The following is a 17,222-nucleotide window of genomic DNA, read 5'->3' on the forward strand; positions in this document are numbered from 1 at the left end:
GGCACGGCCGATACCCAACTGCTTGGCCAGACCGAAGGCACTCATGCCGTAGATGAGGCCAAAGTTGATCGCCTTGGCGCTGCGGCGCATGTCGGTGGTGACCGCATCGAGCGCCACGCCGAATACCTCGGCGGCAGTCGCCTTGTGGATGTCCTTACCCTCGGCAAAGGCGGTCAGCAGCCCCTTGTCACCGGAGAGATGCGCCATGATGCGCAGCTCGATCTGGGAATAGTCCGCCGCCACCAACTTGTAACCGGCGCTCGGAATAAAGGCCTGACGGATCCGGCGCCCCTGCTCGTTGCGCACCGGGATGTTCTGCAGGTTGGGATCAGATGATGACAAACGGCCCGTAGCCGCTACCGCCTGATGATAGGAGGTGTGCACCCGCCCGGTCCGGGGCTTGATCATCAGCGGCAACTTGTCGGTGTAAGTGGACTTGAGCTTGGCCAGACCGCGATGTTCCATCAGCAGTTGCGGCAGCTCATAGGTCTCCGCCAGCTCGGCCAGCACCTCTTCTGCGGTGGACGGTGCCCCCTTCGGAGTCTTTTTGATGATCGGCAGGCCCAGCTTGGTGAAGAGGATCTCCCCAAGCTGCTTGGGTGAGGAGAGGTTGAACTCCTGTCCAGCCAGCTCATGGGCCTGCTTCTCCAGCTCCGCCAGACGCACTTCGATCTCCTGGCTCTGCTGGTGCAGCAACTTGGGATCGATGGTGGTGCCGAGCAACTCCATCCGCGCCAATACCGGCAGCAGCGGCAGCTCGATCTCGCTGAATACCCTAGCAAGGCCCGGTACGGCCTCCAGCTGACTCCACAGGGTCTGGTGCAGGCGCAAAGTGATATCGGCATCTTCCGCCGCATAGGGGGCAGCCTGCTCCAGCTCGATCTGGTTGAAGGTGAGCTGTTTCACTCCTTTGCCCGCGATATCTTCAAAGGAGGTGGTCTCGACCCCGAGGTAACGCTTGGCCAGCGAATCCATGTCGTGACGGCTGGCGGTTGAGTTGAGCACGTAGGACTCGAGCATGGTGTCGTAGGCGATGCCCTGCAGGTCGATGTCATGGTTGAGCAGCACGTTGCGATCGTACTTGAGATTCTGCCCCACCTTGAGACGGGTCGGATCTTCCAGCAGCGGTTTGAGCTTGCCCAATACCACAGCCTCGCTCAGCTGTAACGGTGCCCCCAGATAGTCATGGCCAAACGGCACATAAGCAGCCTTGCCCGGCTCAACCGCGAAGGAGACGCCGACGATCCGCGCCTCCATATAGTCGAGACTGGTGGTTTCGGTATCGAAGGCAAACAACGGTGCCGCTTTCAGCTGTTCCAGCCAGCCGTCAAACTCGGCTTCGTCCAGAATGCAGCGGTAGTCGGTTTCGATGGCGGCAACCGGAGCGGCGCTCTCATCGCCAGCCTCGTCTTGTCCGGCGCTCTCGCTGCCCTCTTCACCACCGGATTCCAGCTCCTTGATCAGGTTGCGCAGCTCGTATTCGCGATAGACCGCCAGCAGGGACTCCTTGTCGACCGGCTTGAGCAACAGCTCTTCCAGACTCTGTTCCAGCTCGACATCGGTCTTGATGGTCGCCAGTCGATAGGAGAGGCGCACCTGCTCTTCCTGCTCGCGGAACTTGTCGGCGAACGCCTTGGAGCCGCGGAAACCGAGCGCAGCCACCTTGTCGAGGTTGGCGGCGATCTCGTCGATGCTGCCGATCCCCTGCAGCAGGGCCAGTGCGGTCTTCTCGCCGACACCGGTCATGCCGGGGATGTTGTCCACCTTGTCCCCCATCAGGGCCAGATAGTCGATGATGAGCTCGGGCGGTACGCCAAACTTCTCGATCACCCCTTCCCGATCGGTCTTCACATCTTTCATGGTGTCGATCAGGGTGACATGGTCGGAGACCAGCTGTGCCATATCCTTGTCACCGGTGCTGATCAGCACCGGCAGCTGCTTCTCGGTCGCCTGGCGGGCCAGGGTGCCGATCACGTCGTCGGCCTCCACCCCCTCCACCATCAGGAAGGGGAAACCCATCGCCTTGATCATCTGGTGGATAGGGGCAACCTGGCTGCGCAGATCGTCCGGCATGCTGGCGCGGGTCGCCTTGTACTCGGGATAGATGTCGTCGCGGAAGGTCTTGCCCTTGGCATCAAACACCACGGCCACATGACAGTCAGGATATTGCTTGCGCAGGCTGCGCATCATGTTGGCCATGACACGGACGGCGCCGCTCGGCAAACCGGTCGATGTGCGCAGATCAGCCTGCTGGGAGGCGAAGAAGGCGCGGTAAAGATACGAGGAGCCGTCGACCAGAATAAGGGGGTTGCTAGGGGCCATGAAATCGTCCTGCCAGAGATAAACAGCCGCTAGGATGCCACAGGGCCCCCCTCACACCAAGGGGCGCAGCAACAGCACACAGCGCCTGATAAAGGGACTCAATCTGTGGATAACTCTGTGTTCAAAAATGGGGCGCATCAGAGTGCACAGTGATAAAACTGTGCATAAGAATATAAAAAGCCATTAAAAACAATGAATTGAGATCGTAAAAACAGATCGCAAGACAGTTGGAATGATCTCGATCAATGTGGAAAAAGATTTAAGGGAGTAGGTACGGCAGGATCCAAAACGAAACAATCCTAGCACAGCAAGATGACTTGACCAGCGGAGGGCGAGCGATAACCATACAAAAGTACAACAATCCATCCTGGCTCACATTTTCAACAACGAGGAGTTTGCCATGAAAAAAGTGGCCGTGATTTTGAGTGGCTGCGGTGTCTTTGACGGGGCCGAAATCCACGAGGCCGTAATCAGCCTGCTGGCGTTGGCCCGTCAGGGAGCCGCCGTCCAGTGCTTCGCCCCGAACGTGGCGCAGCTCCATGTCATCAACCACCTGACCGGTGAAGTGAGCGAGGGAGAGAACCGCAATGTGCTGGTCGAAGCGGCCCGCATCTGCCGTGGCCAGATAAAGGATGTGGCCGAGCTGGATGCGGCCGATTACGACGCGCTGCTGGTGCCCGGCGGCTTTGGCGCAGCCAAGAACCTGTGCGACTTCGCCATCCGGGGGGCCGAGTGCCAGATCCAGCCCGATGTGCTGAAAGCGTGCCAGAGCTTTGCCAAAGCCAACAAGCCGGCCGCGTATATCTGCATCGCGCCCGCCATGATCCCGCTGATATATGGCGCCGGGACGCTGGCGACCATAGGCCATGACGAGAGTACCGCCAACGCCATCGAGGCGATGGGTGGCAGCCATCTCAACTGCCCGGTCAACGAGTTCGTAGTGGATCAGGAGCGCAAGGTGATCTCCACCCCCGCCTACATGCTGGCCAACAATATTGTCGAGGCGGCGGACGGCATCGAGAAGACAGTCAAGCAGCTGCTGGCGCTATAATCCTCACCCAGCCAAAAACAGACGGGCCGCTCATGGAGCGGCCCGTTTTCAATTCTGCCTGAAGGCGATGAATTAGATGGTTTCGCCCATCTGATCCATTTTGCCCAGCAGGGCACGCAGACGCTCCTGCCATGCAGTGTGCTCGTTGCGCAGCTGATGGTTCTCGTCTTGCAGCTTGCTGTTCTGCTCTTTCAGCTCGTCCAGCTCCATCTTCAGCAGGGAGATGTTGTCGACAGCGGATTGTACTTTGGATTCGAGTTGCTCAAGGACTTCTAGTGACATATGCATACCTGTTTGTTCAATTGCGATGCCCCACAGAGGGCGATTCAAGCGCGTGAAGCCAGCATACCCCGAGCGCATCGGCACAAACAAGCCAGTGCGCTGTAAAATGCGCCTTCCATAGATGTATTGTCTAAATATGCGTCTATTTTTCTCGCATCCTGCGCCAGAGCCGCGACAACACTCTAAACCGTACCTAAAAAGCGCCGCTACCAACGCATCATTGATGCCATCCTGATGGCACGGTCGCTATCCATGCAAGGCGATATAAGCCCCCAGCAACAGACAGGCGACGACATACATCAGCAGGCCGTAGAGCAGGTTCCAGCGCAGGATCAGCCCGGCACTGAGGTTGTAGCGGGAGGCCAGCGCCAGATTGGATCCGGAGAGCGGACTGGTGCCGGTGGCAAGCCCCCATCCCAGCAGGAAACACATGCCGAGCAGGCTGGGATCCGGCGCCAGCGGCCAGAGCAGCGGCGCCAGCCCGGAGATACTGATGAGCGGATGTACCCCGACGATGGCCACCAGCAGGATCAGCAGCAGAGTGAGGGATGCCTCAAGCCAGCCAAAGTGGTTGAACAGCGGCAGACCGTGACCGGAGCCGAAATCGATGACCGACAGCGCACTGTTGATGCCTGCCGCCAGCAAACCGGCCCCCAGAAACAACACCAGCTGACCGCCGATGGCGGGAAAGCGTTCCACCACCTGCCGCTTGAGGGCCGCCTTGCGCCCAACCCTCGGCATAAAGAGCAGCGCCAGCAGTGGGGCCACCAGCGCGATCACTGCCAGAATGCCAAGCTGGGGCCAGATCTGCTTGATGAGGAGCACCAGCAGCGCCAGCGTGACCGGCAACCCCAGGGTCTGCAGCCGCAGCGGATAACCGGCAAAATCGGCCACTCCGATCCGCTCCACCTGCCAGGCGGTCAGCCCCATCGCCAGCAAGGCGGCGAGGATCCCGAACGGCAGAATATGGGAGAGTTGCAAACCCGGCGCATAGGTCAGTGCTACCGCCATGGCGACAAAGAAGGGTGACCAGAAGGCGGCGGCACAGAAGATCCGGCTCAGTACCATCACCTGACGCCGCTCCAGGGTGCCATTGCGCTCCAGCCGATCGCCGATGATAAAGAGCACCGAGAGGTTGATGACCGCCCCCAGCAGATTGAGGCTGGCCATGGTGCTCCACAGCCCCTTGCGCCCGGTCCAGGAGGTGGTGCCGGTCAGCAAGCCGGAAGTGGCAAGGTTGAGGGTGCTCACCGCGGCAAACATGGTGAGCATATTGATATTGGGCAGCAGCCAGTCACCGGCAATGAGGGTCGCGCCCTGCCACCAGGAGAAGATCAACAGCAGCAGGGCGGCACTATACAGGGCCAGCGCCTGCCGCCTGGCGGCCCCTACCAGCCAGGGCCAGGTGAGCAGTGACGCCCCCCAGGCTGCAATGGCCGCGGGCCAGGGGGAGAGACCCAGATAGAGATGAAGCAGGTTGAGCAGCCACATCCCCAAAATCAGATAACCCGACCAGCGTTTGGCCATCGACGCCTCCGGTCAGGAGATCAGAGACACTGATCCATATCCAGTGAAGGCTTGTCGCACTCCGGACGGCCGACGATCTTGGCGGGTACGCCAGCAACCGTGGTATGAGGTGGCACCGGGTTGATCACCACGCTGCCCGCGCCAATTTTGGCACCCACGCCCACTTCGATATTGCCGAGCACCTTGGCGCCCGCCCCTATCATCACCCCTTCGCGGATCTTGGGGTGGCGATCGCCGCTCTCCTTGCCGGTACCACCGAGGGTCACGCTCTGCAGGATGGAGACATCATCTTCAATCACCGCCGTCTCGCCCACCACTATGCCGGTGGCATGGTCAAACATGATCCCCTTGCCGATGCGGGCAGCCGGGTGCACATCCACCCCGAACACCACCGAGATCTGGTTTTGCAGATAAAGGGCCAGCGAGCGGCGCCCCTGACGCCACAGCCAGTTGGCGACCCGATAGCCCTGCAGGGCATGGAACCCCTTGAGGTAAAGCAGCGGGGTGGAGAAGAGATCGACCGCAGGATCGCGCTCCTGCACGGCGCAGATGTCGGCCGCCACTACCGTCAGCAACTCGGGCTCGCTGCGCAGGGCCAGCTCGATCACCTCGCGCAGAGCGATGGCGGGCATGGTGGCGCTGTCGAGTTTGTTGGCCAGCTGGAAGCTGAGGGCCGAACGCAGATTCTTGTGATTTAGAATGGTGGAGTGGAAGAAGCTGGCCAGCATCGGCTCCTGGGCCGCCATGCACTCCGCTTCTTGCTGAATTTTGTGCCAGGTTTTGGCAACCAGTTCATCCATGTTGCAGCCTACTGTTGTTCTGGGTGAGGGCTCTGTTGTTCTTTTGTCAGCACCGAGATGGGGTCCATGTGGATGATGACATCCATCCGCTCGAATGCCTGGCGTACCGCCAGCTCGGCTTCATCGGCGATCTGATGGGCCTTGACCAGGGGGATCTGATCATCCAGTTCCAGATGCAACTGTACGAATCGGGTCGGCCCGGATTGACGGGTGCGCAGGTCATGTACGCCGTGTACACCTTCTACGGCACAGCAGAGCGCCATTATTCTCGCTTGTTCTTCCGCTGGCAACTGACGATCGAGCAGGGCCTGCACCGACTCGTAGCCGATATGTCCCGCCCCCCACAACAGGAACAACCCGATCAGGATGGCAAACAGGCCGTCAGCCCAGTACCACCCCTGCCCCGCCAGCACCAGCGCCAGCAAGACACCGGCGTTGAGCAGCAGATCGGAGCGGTAGTGCAACATGTCCGCCTTGATGGCCACGCTGTTGGTCTTGCGAATAACGAAACTCTGGAAACTGACCAGCAGAAGGGTCAGCACAATGGAACCGCCACTAACCCAGAGACCCGCCTCTAACCGTTCAATAGGTGCCTGTTTGAGCAGGGAGGAGATGCCGTGCATCACCAGCAGCAATGCGGAACCGGAGATAAAGGCCGACTGGATCAGCCCCGCCAGAGACTCCGCCTTGCCGTGACCGAAGCGGTGTTCATCATCGGCGGGGGCCAGCGCATAGCGAATGGCCAGCAGGTTGATGATGGAGGCACTCACATCCATAAAAGAGTCGGTGAGCGACGCCAGCAGGGTCGACGAGTCTGTCATCAGCCAGGCGATCAGTTTGCCGATGATGAGCAGGGTGGCAGTCGTGACGGCCGCCATGCTGGCAAAGGTAACCCAACGGGAATATTGTTGATGGCTCAAAACCGGCTTTCCTCTGGCGATGAAAAACTTATTATACCCTGACCCCGGCGTCAGTTTGGCGCGAAAATCTGCGGAATAACACCCGATGAACAGAATACTCCTGGTCGACGACGATCTTGAATTGACCCAGCTGCTCACCGAAATTCTGACCCTGGAAGGATTTCAGGTCACGGTCGCCGAGGATGGTGAAGAGGGGCTGCAACGGCTGGCGGAGCAGGGCTTCGATCTGGTGCTGCTGGACGTGATGATGCCCAAACTCAACGGCTTTGCCATGCTGACCAAGCTGCGCAAGACCCATGAAACCCCGGTGCTGATGTTGACCGCTCGTGGCGACAGCCAGGATCGGGTTAACGGTCTGGAAGCGGGTGCCGACGACTATCTGGCCAAGCCGTTCGACGATCGGGAGCTGCTGGCCCGGGTTCGCGCCATCCTGCGCCGTACCCAGAGTGCCCCGCCCCAGCGTGGCAGCTCCTCCGACGAAGTGCACTTCATGGATATCGTGCTGCAACCCGGCCTGCAGCAGGCCCGCTGCGGCGTACAACTGCTGGAGCTGACCGCCACCGAATTCGGGCTGCTGGAGTGCCTGCTGCGCAATCCCGGCCAGATTGTCAGCAAGAGCCACCTCTCCGAACAGGTGCTTGGCAAGAAGCTGGAGCCCTTCGATCGGGCCATCGACATGCACCTGAGCAACCTGCGCAAGAAGCTGCCGGACCGCAGTGATGGCCAGCCCCGCTTCAAAACCGTACGGGGGCGCGGTTACCTGTGGCTAGAGCAAGAATAAAGAGTACCAGCTCCCTCAACGGCATATCGACCCACATCTTCCTCTGGTTCTGGTTCATGCTGCTGGTGATGCTGGCCGCCGTGATCAGCCTGCCCACTCTGGATCCTCGCAACCAGATCCCGCTGCCGACCCATGAGGCGGTGCGAATGCAGAAAAATGTGCAGGCCCTGCTCAACGCTGCCGATCCGAATCAGGATTTCGATCTGGCCAAAACGATGGACAAGATCGCCATGCTCCCGGTGGACAATGTCTACCTGCGCGACGAGAGGGGGCAGATCCAGTCCACCACCCATCCGCGCAAGTTTGTGGTGCGCTTTATGGTGGACGCCGATGACCCGGCCAAACCCATGCTGGGCAACGAGGATCGCAAGGCGATCGCTGGTCCCTTCCTGATGGAGCACCGCGGCCATCGCTATCACGTCTATTTCGGCCTCAATGCCGAGAATCCCTACCTGTTCCTGTTTATTCAGGTGCTGGATCACCCGATCCGCATTCTGGGCATCTCGATGCTGGTCAGCACCCCGCTCTGCCTGCTGCTCGCCTGGCGGCTGACCCGCCCCATCCTGCAGTTGCAGAAATCGGTCTCCCAACTGGCGGCTGGCAATCTGGAGGTACAGATCCCCAACCTGGGACGGGGCGACGAGATTGGCCAGCTGGCGGACAACGTCAGCCGCATGGTGGAGACGCTCAAGAGCATGATCCAGAAGCAGAAACAGCTGCTTTCCGATATCTCCCACGAGCTGCGCAGCCCCCTCACCCGGATGCAACTGGCGCAGGCGCTGATCCGCCGCAAGCAGGGTGACAGCGCCGAGCTGGCGCGGATCGAATCGGAGATTGGGCGGCTGGACAAGCTGATCGGCGATCTGCTGGATCTGTCGCGGGTGCAGCAGCATGTGGAGGCACCGGTGGTACACCCGCTGGCCGACCTGCTGGAGCCCATCCTCGAAGATGCCATGTTCGAGGCAAACCAGAGCGGCAAACAGCTCAGACTGCCGCCACTGCCCGCAGAGTCGATCCAGATGTGGCCCGAGCTGCTGGCCCGGGCGGTGGAGAACCCCCTGCGCAACGCCCTCAAATATGCCCGCGAGTTCATCAAGGTGGACTGGTATCGGGAGGGGCAGGAGTGGGTGATGACCATTCGAGATGACGGCCCCGGCGTGCCTGACGAGCAACAGGCGCTGCTGTTCCAGCCCTTCTTCCGGGTCGATGATGCCCGCAACGCCAAGACTGGCGGCACCGGGCTGGGGCTGGCCATCGCCTCGGAGGCGATCCAGCGCCACGGCGGCACCATTGCAGCCAGCAACAATCACCCGACCGGGCTGACCATCACCATCCGCTTGCCCATCGCCTGATCCTTTTCATCCGGACGGGCGCTGGGTATGCTGGCGCCCCTTCTTGGCTTTACATCTCTTTGCAGGAGCTCGTCATGCTCGATATCGTCCTCTACCAGCCGGAAATTCCGCCCAACACCGGCAATATCATCCGGCTTTGCGCCAATACCGGTTACCGGCTCCATCTGATCGAGCCGCTGGGATTTGAGTGGGATGACAAGCGGGTGAAGCGGGCGGGACTCGACTATCACGAATTTGCCGAGGTGAAGCGCTGGCCGAGCTATGAGGCTTTTCTGGCCGCCGTGGCGCCCAAGCGGGTGTTTGCCTGCACCACCAAGGGCCGCACCGCGCACTCGGCAGCTCAATATGCCCTTGGCGACGCCCTGCTGTTTGGCCCGGAGAGTCGCGGCCTGCCCATCGAGATCATCGAGAGCCTGCCATTCGAGCAGCGGCTGCGCATCCCTATGGTGCCCCAGAGCCGCAGCATGAACCTCTCCAACGCGGTGTCTGTCTTTGTCTACGAGAGCTGGCGCCAGCTCGGCTACGACGGCGCCATGTAAGCGCCACCGATGCTCAGTGGCGGGCGTCGAGCAGATGCCCGCTGCGCTCCAGCCGCCAGCAAGTAACCCCCAGCGACAGACCTCGCCCCACCATCAGCGCTGCCATCGCCGCCCATAACGCGGCCACGCCCCACGACTGACAAAGCCACCAGATCGGGAAGAAGCCGCCAAACGCGGCAAGCAACATGCTATTGCGCATCTCCCGTGCCCGGGTCGCCCCGATGAATACGCCATCCAGCAGGAAACACCAGACCGCCAGCAACGGCATGGCGATCAGCCAGGGAAGCTGACGATTTGCCTCCGCCACCACGGCCGGAATATCGGTGATATAGCCGATAAGGTGGGCACCAAAGAGGGCAAACACCAGGGTAAAACCACTGGCAATGAGGGCGGCCCAGCCCAGATTGAGCACGATGGCCTCCCGCAGTTTCTGCCGATCCCGCTGACCGATGGCTCGCCCTACCATGGCCTCCACCGCATAGGCAAAACCATCGAGCCCGTAGGAGATGAGCATCAGGAAGTTGAGCAGCACCGCATTGGCGGCCACCGCCACATCCCCCAGTCGTGCCCCTTGCAGAGTCATGAAGGCGAAACAGAGCTGCAAACAGAGGGAGCGCAGGAAGATATCGCGGTTGAGGCCGAGCAACCGCACCATGGGCGCAAGCTGCCGCCAGCGCTGCCAACCATCCTGCCACACCGTCGGCGCCAGTTGCCGCAGCTGACGGCGTACCAGCCAGATCCCGGCCGCCAGCGCGCAGTAGTCCGCCATGACCGAGGCCGCCGCCACTCCCCGCACCTGCCAGCCGAGCCCCAGCACAAACAGGGCATCGAGCGCCATGTTGACCAGATTGGTGAGGATCAGCATCACCATGGGGCTGCGGGCATCCTGCATCCCCAACAGCCAGCCCATGACCACCAGATTGCAGAGCGCCGCCGGGGCGCTCCAGATCCGCACCGCCACATATTGGCCCGCATAAAGCTGCACCTCGGGCGAGCCGCCACTCAGGGCGATCAGTCGTGGCAACAGGGGGAAGAGCAACAACAGCAGCGCCAGACCGAGAGCAATGGCCAGCCCCAGCGCCCGCAGCAGGGTATCGAGCTGGGCACGACCATCAGCTGCGCCGTGCGCCTGCGCCGTCAGGCCGGTGGTCGACATCCGCAAAAAGCCGAGCAGCCAGAAGATGAGGTTGATCAGGGTCGCACCGACCGAAACGCCCCCCAGAAACCAGGCCTGACCGAGATGACCGCTCACCCAGGTGTCCACCAGCCCCAGCAAGGGGGTGGTGATATTGGAGAAAACCATGGGCAGGGCGAGCGCAAACACAGCGCGGTGGCGAGAGGGATCTCGCCACCAGGGGGCAACAGCTGGGGTCACGCTCAGTGGCCTGTCAGCTTCAGGATGCGGGAGAAGTCAGAGAGCATGGTGGCCATCTGCACTCTGGGCACCTGACCCGGCGCCACCTGCGGACGGAATACCGCCTGCAGCTTGCCCTTGGGATTGATGAGCACGATGGAGGCGGAATGATCGATCAGGTAATCCTTCTCCCCCTGATTGGCGATGGAGTAGATGAGCCCCAGATTGCGCACGAACGGGAACAGCTTGTCGTGGGGGGCAGTGGCCGCCTTGAACTCGGGATTGAAGAAGGCGGTATAGGTCTTGAGGCGTGGAATATCGTCACGCTGGGGATCCGCCGAGATAAACACCACCTGACTGTCGGGCGCCATCTTCTTCAGCTGGTCATAGACGGAGCGCATATCTGCCAGCGTGGTGGGGCAGATATCGGGGCAGAAGGTGTAACCGACAAACAGGAAGGTCCAGTGCCCCTTCAGGTTGGCAGGAGTGAACGGCTGGTTGTCCGCATCGGTAAAGGCGAAATCATTGATGTCCCGCCCCGCTGGATAGTAGTCGGCCTGTTCCGGCTGCTCTGGCTGCGTGGCGTAGAACACCAGGATCAGACAGGCAGTCAGCAGCAGAAAGAGCAGGGGATAGCGGAGCTTCATCATAACAAGAGACCCTTTCAGTTCGAGGCAGATGGCCAGCAGTGACCGGACAAGAGGGGGGCATTGTACCCCAGCGAGCCGCCAAGGTGGTTCAACCTTGTGCAACGCCCTGTCAGGAGTCGACCATTTGGCATAATTAATCGCCAGTTGCGGCCATAAAAAAACCGGCCCCCTCGGGGGCCGGTTATGGATGGATTTGTTGGTCTCTTCTGCTCAGGGGCGAGCGTTACGCCCCTGCTGCAACATCTTGCCGATGGCCCGCACGCCGATGGGAATCACGGGGGCCAGCCAGCCCTCTTCCCCCTGGCGATCACCGTGACCCCGTTTGAACAGCAGCACCAGACGCACCACCTTCTCTTTCGGGCATCCCAGCCAGAGCGTCCAGTGCGAACCACGATGGTGCAGCCAGAGACCGTAAAACCAGGTCATCCGGCTACCTTTGACAAAACGGGTGATTGACGATTCCGCTGGCGCAACCCCAGCCTCTGAATCCCATGGCGATCTTGATGCCATACCAGTCCTCCTTGACCGACAGGTCATGTTGCTTCGTCGGCCTGAACTGGGAACAGGCCCGTCACGACTATCTGCAACCATTACGAGTGGTCCCCTTTGCCCGACAAGGCTCGGGATCTCCCCACTCCCCCTTCATATCCCGTGAAGGTGCACTGCCCGATTCTCGTTGTTACCGGCCCTCCCGTACCGACACATTGTGATGGTCAGAGGGAGGTGCCAAGCCCTGTCTCAGCGACAGGGCACTGATCTGAGCATATATCTGAAATGGATGATTGGTAGCCGGTCGCACAGGACAAAAATGCCGCAGCCGATGATCTGTTTGATATGACAGGGAAAGTGCGCCAGAAACAGCACGGCCTCCCGAAGGAGGCCGTGTGACAAACGCAGTTGGCGGGGATAATTACATCCAGTCGGCGTTGCGGATCACCCCGACAGCCAGTCCTTCGATGGTGAGCTGCTGGCAGGAAAGATCCACCTCGATGGGGGAGAGCTCTTCATTTTCCGGCAGCAGCCATACCTGACTGCCCTTGCGCTGGAAGCGCTTGACGGTGACATCCTCATCGAGACGGGCGACCACCACCTGACCGTTGCGCACCTCCTGGGTCTTGTGCACCGCCAGCAGATCGCCATCCAGAATACCGATGTTCTTCATGCTCATCCCCTGCACCCGCAGCAGAAAATCTGCGCGCGGGTGGAACAGGGCGGGATCCACCTGATAGTGGCTCTCGATATGCTCCTGAGCCAGGATAGGTTCACCGGCGGCAACCTTGCCGATGAGCGGCAGACCGCTCTCTTCCAGCACCTCTTCCTCTTCGAGCAACAGGCGAATGCCGCGGGACGTGCCCGGCATGATCTCGATGACCCCTTTTTTGGCCAGGGCCTTCAGATGTTCTTCGGCCGCATTGGCCGACTTGAAACCAAGCTTCTGGGCAATCTCGGCACGAGTCGGCGGCATACCGGTCTCGCTCATGTTCACCTTGATCAGCTCCAGCACTTCGGCCTGGCGGGGGGTAAGGGGTTTCATAGAATTGGCACCTGTCTTTTTATACAGCACACTGGCAGTATATACAGTGCAGTGGCCAAGGCAAGGCGCAGCTGACATTTGTCGCAACAGACCCCTCATTTACTGCTGTTTTGATCCTGCGCAGCCGACTCATCGTACCTCTCGGCGACAAGGGGCTGTCGATTTGCTATGCTCACGCCGCATTTTTTTGGAGAGCAGACGCACATGTCCCTAGGACAGAAGATTTCCAGAGCCATCTTGCAATGGCCGGTCAGCGGCTTGGTCAATCACAAGAGCCTGCCGGAAAATCCCATCACAGAACTCAATCTGGATCCGGCCAGACCCATCGTCTATGCCCTGAAAACCAGTTCGATCACCGACCTGATGACCCTGCAGCAGTGCTGCGAGGATCTCGGTCTGCCCGGCCCCTTCACGCCGCTGGAACTGAACGGCCAGCTGCTGCCGCGCTATGTCTGTCTGGACCGTCCGCCTCCCCTGTTTGGCAAACGCAGCAAACCGCTCCCCTTCCTGCAGGAGTTCCACCAGCTGCTGGATCTGCACAAGCAGGATCCCGAGCTGGATATCCAGGTGGTGCCCGTCACCCTGTTCTGGGGCCGCGCTCCGGGTCGGGAAGGGGAAGAAGCCTCCGGCCTCAACATCATCAGCAGCCTGGCGCCGAACCGGCTGAAGAAGGCGCTTATCGTGATCCTCAAGGGTCGCGAGAATCTGGTGCGCTTCTCGCCGCCCCTCTCCCTGCGCTACATGGCCGACAAACACGGCACCGACGAGGCCATCGCCCACAAGCTGGCACGAGTGGCCCGTACCCACTTCAGCCGCCAGCAGCTGGCTGCCACCGGCCCGAAACTGCCGAACCGCAACCTGCTGTTCAAGCAGTTGCTCGACTCCGCGGTGATCCAGCAGGCGATTGAAGAGGAGGCCCAGCGCGAGGGGATCAGCCTCGAGAAGGCGCAAAAGCGTGCCCATGGCTACATGGACGAAATCGCCTCCAACTTCTCTTACCGGCTGATCCGCCTGGGTGAGAGCTTCCTCGGCTGGCTGTGGAACAAGCTCTACCGCGGTTTGTCGGTCAATGGCGCCGAGAAGGTACGCCAGCTGGCGCAGGAAGGGCACGAGATCGTCTACGTTCCCTGCCACCGCAGCCACATGGACTACCTGCTGCTCTCCTACGTCATCTACCACCAGGGGATGGTGCCACCCCATATCGCGGCAGGCATCAACCTCAACTTCTGGCCGGCGGGCCCCATCTTCCGCCACGGCGGCGCCTTCTTCATTCGCCGCACCTTCAAGGGCAACCCGCTCTACAGCACGGTATTCCGGGAATACCTCAACCTGCTGTTTGCCAAGGGTTACTCGGTAGAGTTCTTCACCGAAGGTGGTCGCTCCCGTACCGGCCGTCTGCTACCGCCCAAGACCGGCATGCTGGCAATGACCCTGCAGGCAATGATGCGCGGGCTGGACAGGCCGGTGACTCTGGTGCCGGTCTATCTGGGCTACGAGCACGTGATGGAGGTGAACACCTACCACAACGAGCTCAAAGGGAGCCGCAAGGAGAAAGAGAGCTTCCTGCAGGTGCTCGGCATCCTGCGCAAGCTGCGCAACTACGGCCGTGGTTTCGTCAACTTCGGCGAGCCGCTGACCCTCAACAGCTACCTGAGCGAACATATCCCCGACTGGAAAAAGCACATCGGGGAAGAGGAGCGTCCGGAGTGGATGGCGGGCACCGTCAACAATCTGGCCGAACTGCTGATGACCCGCATCAACGGTGCGGCCGCGGTCAACGGCCTGACCCTGAGCGCGCTGGCGCTGCTGGCCGCCGAGCGCCACGCCCTGACCCGCGACGAATTGCAGGCCCAGCTCAACACCTATCTGGATCTGCTCAAGGCGGTGCCCTACAGCCCGCAGAGCACCATTCCGGATGAGGATGCCAAGACCCTGCTGGATCAGGCGATGGAGCTCAACAAGTTCGAGGTGAGCGAGGACAAGCTGGGGCAGATCATCAGTCTCGACCGCTATCAGGCGATCCTGCTGACCTACTACCGCAACAACATCCTCCACCTGTTTGCCATGCCCTCTCTGGTGGCGGCATTGATCGAACGGTGCGAGGGGATCTCCCGCAGCGAGATCATGGCCCGCTGCATCGACATCTATCCGCTGCTCAAGACCGAGCTGTTCCTGCGTTATGAAGAGGAGGATCTGCCGGCGCTGGTTGACAGCCTGCTAGACGCCCTGCAGACCCAGCAACTGATCGAGACCCGCGATGACGGCTACTGGGTCAATCCGGCCAACCAGATGCGCCTGTTGCTGCTGGCGGAGAGCATTCAGGAGACCCTGCAACGCTACGCCATCGTGCTGACCCGGGTGCTGGCACAGCCTCATATCGAGGCGGAGCAGCTGGAGGCGGACGGCCTGATGATGGCAGAGCGCCTCGGCACCCTGCACGGCATCAACGCCCCCGAGTTCTTCGACCAGAAGCTGTTCAGCACCCTGATCCACACGCTGCGCAAGGAGGGTTACCTCTCTCCCGAGTGCAAGCCGGATCTCGGCCGCTTCCAGGCGCTGGCCGACAACATAGTGCCGCTGCTGAGCAACAAGATCCGCCGCACCATTCAGGCAGGCAATCAGCTCTGATCTGCAACGCAAACAAAGAAGGCCGCATCATGCGGCCTTCATTTTTATCGGAGTCTGCGCGGGAACATGTCACGCCAGCAGGTAATCGAGCACCAGACCGGCAAACACCAGCGCCCCCACATAGTTGTTGTTGAGAAACGCCTGGAAGCAGGCTTCCCGCTGCCGCTCACGAATAAGCCGCTGCTGATAGACAAACAGCACCGCCGCTCCCAGCAATCCCCAGTAATACCAGCCCCCCAGCGTCATCAGTTGCCCGACCGCCAGCAACAGCAGCAGCGTCGAGAGTTGCAGTGCGCCGATGATCCGCTTGTCGTAACGACCAAACAGGATGGCGCTGGATTTGAGGCCGATCTTGAGGTCGTCATCCCGATCCACCATGGCGTACTGGGTGTCGTAAGCCACGGTCCAGAGCAGGTTGGCAAAGAAGAGCAGCCAGGCCACCAGCGGCAGGGCATCCGCCTGCGCCGCATAGGCCATCGGGATCGACCAGGAGAAGGCCATCCCGAGCACCAGCTGGGGATTCGAGATAAAGCGCTTCATGAAGGGGTAGCTCACCGCCAGCAGCAGGGCGACAAACGACAGACCGATGGTGAGCGGATTCATGGTCAGCACCAGACCAAACGAAATGAGCGCCAGCACGAAGAAGAGCGCCAGCACTTCCCACGGCTTGACTCTGCCCGTGGGCAAGGGGCGACCTGCGGTGCGTTTGACGTGGCCATCGAAGTTGCGATCCGCATAGTCGTTGATCACGCACCCTGCCGAGCGCATCAGAAAGACGCCGACCACAAACACGGCCAGCACCCAGAGATTGGGCAGGCCACCAGCGGCCAGCCAGAGCGCCCACAGGGTTGGCCACAGCAGCAGCAGAGTGCCTATGGGTTTGTCGACGCGGGCCAACTGCATATAGGCAAGTCCCCGCTCCTTGGTTAACAGATTCACTCCAGCTCCTTGTCACAGACGAGAGAGGGCAGAAACAGCTCGTGCACCAGCAGTGGCCACTGCCCCAGAAACAGACGGGAACGACGCCCCCAGACAGTGGCGGCCGGGCAACGGGGATTGGCGGCAATATCGAAACGGGCCAACTGCAGATGATCGCGGCGGGCAGGCTCATGGCCAAATACCCGCTCACCCAGCGGCTGCTCGCCAAGCTCGGCAATGCCGCTCCCTTGCAATGCGTCATCGGCAAACAGGGTCCAGCCCAGCACGGCGGGCCCACGATCCCCGTGCAGGATCACCTCGCGGCAGGTACCGGCCGGAGAGGCCGAATCCACCAGCCACTGCTCATCGGCAGTAAGGGCGACCGGGTGATTGCCCAGCCACTCCACCGAAAAGTGGCGATTGTGCTGACGCAGCCGCCGGGTCATGGAGCCGGGCTCCAGCAGCCAGGGGCGCAAGCTGGCGGGCAATTCACAACATTCGGGGGCCAGCCACCCGCTTAACGGCGTGAGAGGAACAGTCAACTCGGACTTCACAGCTTCACCA

General features: G+C 60.9%; 16 protein-coding genes (1 of these 16 cut by a window edge). 5 read left to right on the plus strand and 11 right to left on the minus strand.

The genetic code is table 11. The features are described 5' to 3' along the window. Nucleotides 1-2,322 carry the 5' portion of a DNA polymerase I gene (polA, locus tag I6L44_RS15870; RefSeq protein ID WP_216952357.1) on the minus strand. The gene continues 444 nt to the left of window position 1, outside the view, so the window shows 2,322 of its 2,766 coding nt (coding positions 1-2,322); it begins with the start codon at nucleotides 2,320-2,322; the stop codon falls past the left edge of the window. Between the two features lie 400 nt (nucleotides 2,323-2,722). On the opposite strand from polA, the gene elbB reads away from it, so the two are divergent. Next, nucleotides 2,723-3,373 (plus strand): isoprenoid biosynthesis glyoxalase ElbB, encoded by a 651-nt coding sequence (gene elbB, locus I6L44_RS15875; protein WP_216952358.1) that lies wholly within the window; start codon nucleotides 2,723-2,725, stop codon nucleotides 3,371-3,373. A gap of 72 nt (nucleotides 3,374-3,445) precedes the next feature. On the opposite strand, the gene I6L44_RS15880 is transcribed toward elbB, so the two are convergent. From I6L44_RS15880 to I6L44_RS15895, 4 genes are all read right to left on the minus strand, one after another. Beyond that, on the minus strand, nucleotides 3,446-3,655 hold the full coding sequence (locus I6L44_RS15880) for a cell division protein ZapB (RefSeq protein WP_005339554.1): 210 nt from the start codon (nucleotides 3,653-3,655) through the stop codon (nucleotides 3,446-3,448). A 246-nt stretch (nucleotides 3,656-3,901) separates the two neighbouring features. Continuing rightward, nucleotides 3,902-5,182, minus strand: a complete 1,281-nt coding sequence (locus I6L44_RS15885; protein WP_216952359.1) for a hypothetical protein — start codon at nucleotides 5,180-5,182, stop codon at nucleotides 3,902-3,904. Between the two features lie 20 nt (nucleotides 5,183-5,202). Continuing rightward, nucleotides 5,203-5,982, minus strand: a complete 780-nt coding sequence (gene cysE / locus I6L44_RS15890; protein WP_005339552.1) for a serine O-acetyltransferase — start codon at nucleotides 5,980-5,982, stop codon at nucleotides 5,203-5,205. Nucleotides 5,983-5,990: 8 nt separating this feature from the next. Continuing rightward, nucleotides 5,991-6,902, minus strand: a complete 912-nt coding sequence (locus tag I6L44_RS15895) for a cation diffusion facilitator family transporter (protein ID WP_216952360.1) — start codon at nucleotides 6,900-6,902, stop codon at nucleotides 5,991-5,993. Nucleotides 6,903-6,987: 85 nt separating this feature from the next. Between I6L44_RS15895 and I6L44_RS15900 the strand changes: the two genes are divergently transcribed. The 3 genes from I6L44_RS15900 to trmL all read left to right on the plus strand — a co-directional run bounded on the left by I6L44_RS15900 (nucleotide 6,988) and on the right by trmL (nucleotide 9,574). Then, nucleotides 6,988-7,683: a response regulator gene (locus tag I6L44_RS15900; RefSeq protein WP_216952361.1), complete on the plus strand. Its 696-nt coding sequence runs from the start codon at nucleotides 6,988-6,990 to the stop codon at nucleotides 7,681-7,683. After that, nucleotides 7,680-9,035 (plus strand): ATP-binding protein, encoded by a 1,356-nt coding sequence (locus I6L44_RS15905; protein ID WP_216954469.1) that lies wholly within the window; start codon nucleotides 7,680-7,682, stop codon nucleotides 9,033-9,035. The genes I6L44_RS15900 and I6L44_RS15905 overlap by 4 nt, the downstream gene beginning before the upstream one ends. A 74-nt stretch (nucleotides 9,036-9,109) precedes the next feature. Then, the gene (gene trmL / locus I6L44_RS15910) at nucleotides 9,110-9,574 is read left to right on the plus strand and encodes a tRNA (uridine(34)/cytosine(34)/5-carboxymethylaminomethyluridine(34)-2'-O)-methyltransferase TrmL (RefSeq protein WP_005339545.1); all 465 of its coding nucleotides are present in this window, start codon (nucleotides 9,110-9,112) and stop codon (nucleotides 9,572-9,574) included. Nucleotides 9,575-9,587: 13 nt separating this feature from the next. Here trmL and I6L44_RS15915 read toward each other — a convergent pair whose 3' ends face one another. The 4 genes from I6L44_RS15915 to lexA form a co-directional block, all read right to left on the minus strand. Beyond that, nucleotides 9,588-10,877, minus strand: coding sequence for an MATE family efflux transporter (locus tag I6L44_RS15915; protein WP_254204299.1), 1,290 nt, complete (start codon nucleotides 10,875-10,877; stop codon nucleotides 9,588-9,590). A gap of 74 nt (nucleotides 10,878-10,951) precedes the next feature. Then, the gene (locus I6L44_RS15920; protein WP_150997314.1) at nucleotides 10,952-11,578 is read right to left on the minus strand and encodes an SCO family protein; all 627 of its coding nucleotides are present in this window, start codon (nucleotides 11,576-11,578) and stop codon (nucleotides 10,952-10,954) included. Between the two features lie 210 nt (nucleotides 11,579-11,788). Then, nucleotides 11,789-12,004, minus strand: a complete 216-nt coding sequence (locus I6L44_RS15925; RefSeq protein ID WP_019446524.1) for a hypothetical protein — start codon at nucleotides 12,002-12,004, stop codon at nucleotides 11,789-11,791. Between the two features lie 484 nt (nucleotides 12,005-12,488). Further along, on the minus strand, nucleotides 12,489-13,112 hold the full coding sequence (gene lexA, locus I6L44_RS15930) for a transcriptional repressor LexA (protein WP_005339540.1): 624 nt from the start codon (nucleotides 13,110-13,112) through the stop codon (nucleotides 12,489-12,491). Between the two features lie 204 nt (nucleotides 13,113-13,316). On the opposite strand from lexA, the gene plsB reads away from it, so the two are divergent. After that, nucleotides 13,317-15,740, plus strand: coding sequence for a glycerol-3-phosphate 1-O-acyltransferase PlsB (gene plsB, locus I6L44_RS15935; RefSeq protein WP_058057057.1), 2,424 nt, complete (start codon nucleotides 13,317-13,319; stop codon nucleotides 15,738-15,740). Nucleotides 15,741-15,809: 69 nt separating this feature from the next. Here plsB and ubiA read toward each other — a convergent pair whose 3' ends face one another. Together ubiA and I6L44_RS15945 are read right to left on the minus strand one after the other, a co-directional pair. Beyond that, the gene (gene ubiA / locus I6L44_RS15940) at nucleotides 15,810-16,679 is read right to left on the minus strand and encodes a 4-hydroxybenzoate octaprenyltransferase (RefSeq protein ID WP_216952367.1); all 870 of its coding nucleotides are present in this window, start codon (nucleotides 16,677-16,679) and stop codon (nucleotides 15,810-15,812) included. Beyond that, the gene (locus I6L44_RS15945; RefSeq protein WP_005339534.1) at nucleotides 16,676-17,212 is read right to left on the minus strand and encodes a chorismate lyase; all 537 of its coding nucleotides are present in this window, start codon (nucleotides 17,210-17,212) and stop codon (nucleotides 16,676-16,678) included. Before I6L44_RS15945 ends, ubiA begins: the two co-directional genes overlap by 4 nt. Nucleotides 17,213-17,222: the final 10 nt, after the last annotated feature.

This window comes from Aeromonas sp. FDAARGOS 1414, assembly GCF_019047065.1.
Lineage (GTDB): Bacteria > Pseudomonadota > Gammaproteobacteria > Enterobacterales > Aeromonadaceae > Aeromonas > Aeromonas veronii_A.

What these genes read in the sequence shown, in the direction of transcription:
- lexA (WP_005339540.1), bottom strand. Translation starts at nt 13,112, where the DNA reads ATGAAACCCCTTACCCCCCGCCAGGCCGAAGTGCTGGAGCTGATCAAG.
- trmL (WP_005339545.1), top strand. Translation starts at nt 9,110, where the DNA reads ATGCTCGATATCGTCCTCTACCAGCCGGAAATTCCGCCCAACACCGGC.
- plsB (WP_058057057.1), top strand. Translation starts at nt 13,317, where the DNA reads ATGTCCCTAGGACAGAAGATTTCCAGAGCCATCTTGCAATGGCCGGTC.
- I6L44_RS15915 (WP_254204299.1), bottom strand. Translation starts at nt 10,877, where the DNA reads ATGGTTTTCTCCAATATCACCACCCCCTTGCTGGGGCTGGTGGACACC.
- I6L44_RS15925 (WP_019446524.1), bottom strand. Translation starts at nt 12,004, where the DNA reads ATGACCTGGTTTTACGGTCTCTGGCTGCACCATCGTGGTTCGCACTGG.
- I6L44_RS15920 (WP_150997314.1), bottom strand. Translation starts at nt 11,578, where the DNA reads ATGATGAAGCTCCGCTATCCCCTGCTCTTTCTGCTGCTGACTGCCTGT.
- I6L44_RS15900 (WP_216952361.1), top strand. Translation starts at nt 6,988, where the DNA reads ATGAACAGAATACTCCTGGTCGACGACGATCTTGAATTGACCCAGCTG.
- I6L44_RS15885 (WP_216952359.1), bottom strand. Translation starts at nt 5,182, where the DNA reads ATGGCCAAACGCTGGTCGGGTTATCTGATTTTGGGGATGTGGCTGCTC.
- cysE (WP_005339552.1), bottom strand. Translation starts at nt 5,982, where the DNA reads ATGGATGAACTGGTTGCCAAAACCTGGCACAAAATTCAGCAAGAAGCG.
- elbB (WP_216952358.1), top strand. Translation starts at nt 2,723, where the DNA reads ATGAAAAAAGTGGCCGTGATTTTGAGTGGCTGCGGTGTCTTTGACGGG.
- I6L44_RS15880 (WP_005339554.1), bottom strand. Translation starts at nt 3,655, where the DNA reads ATGTCACTAGAAGTCCTTGAGCAACTCGAATCCAAAGTACAATCCGCT.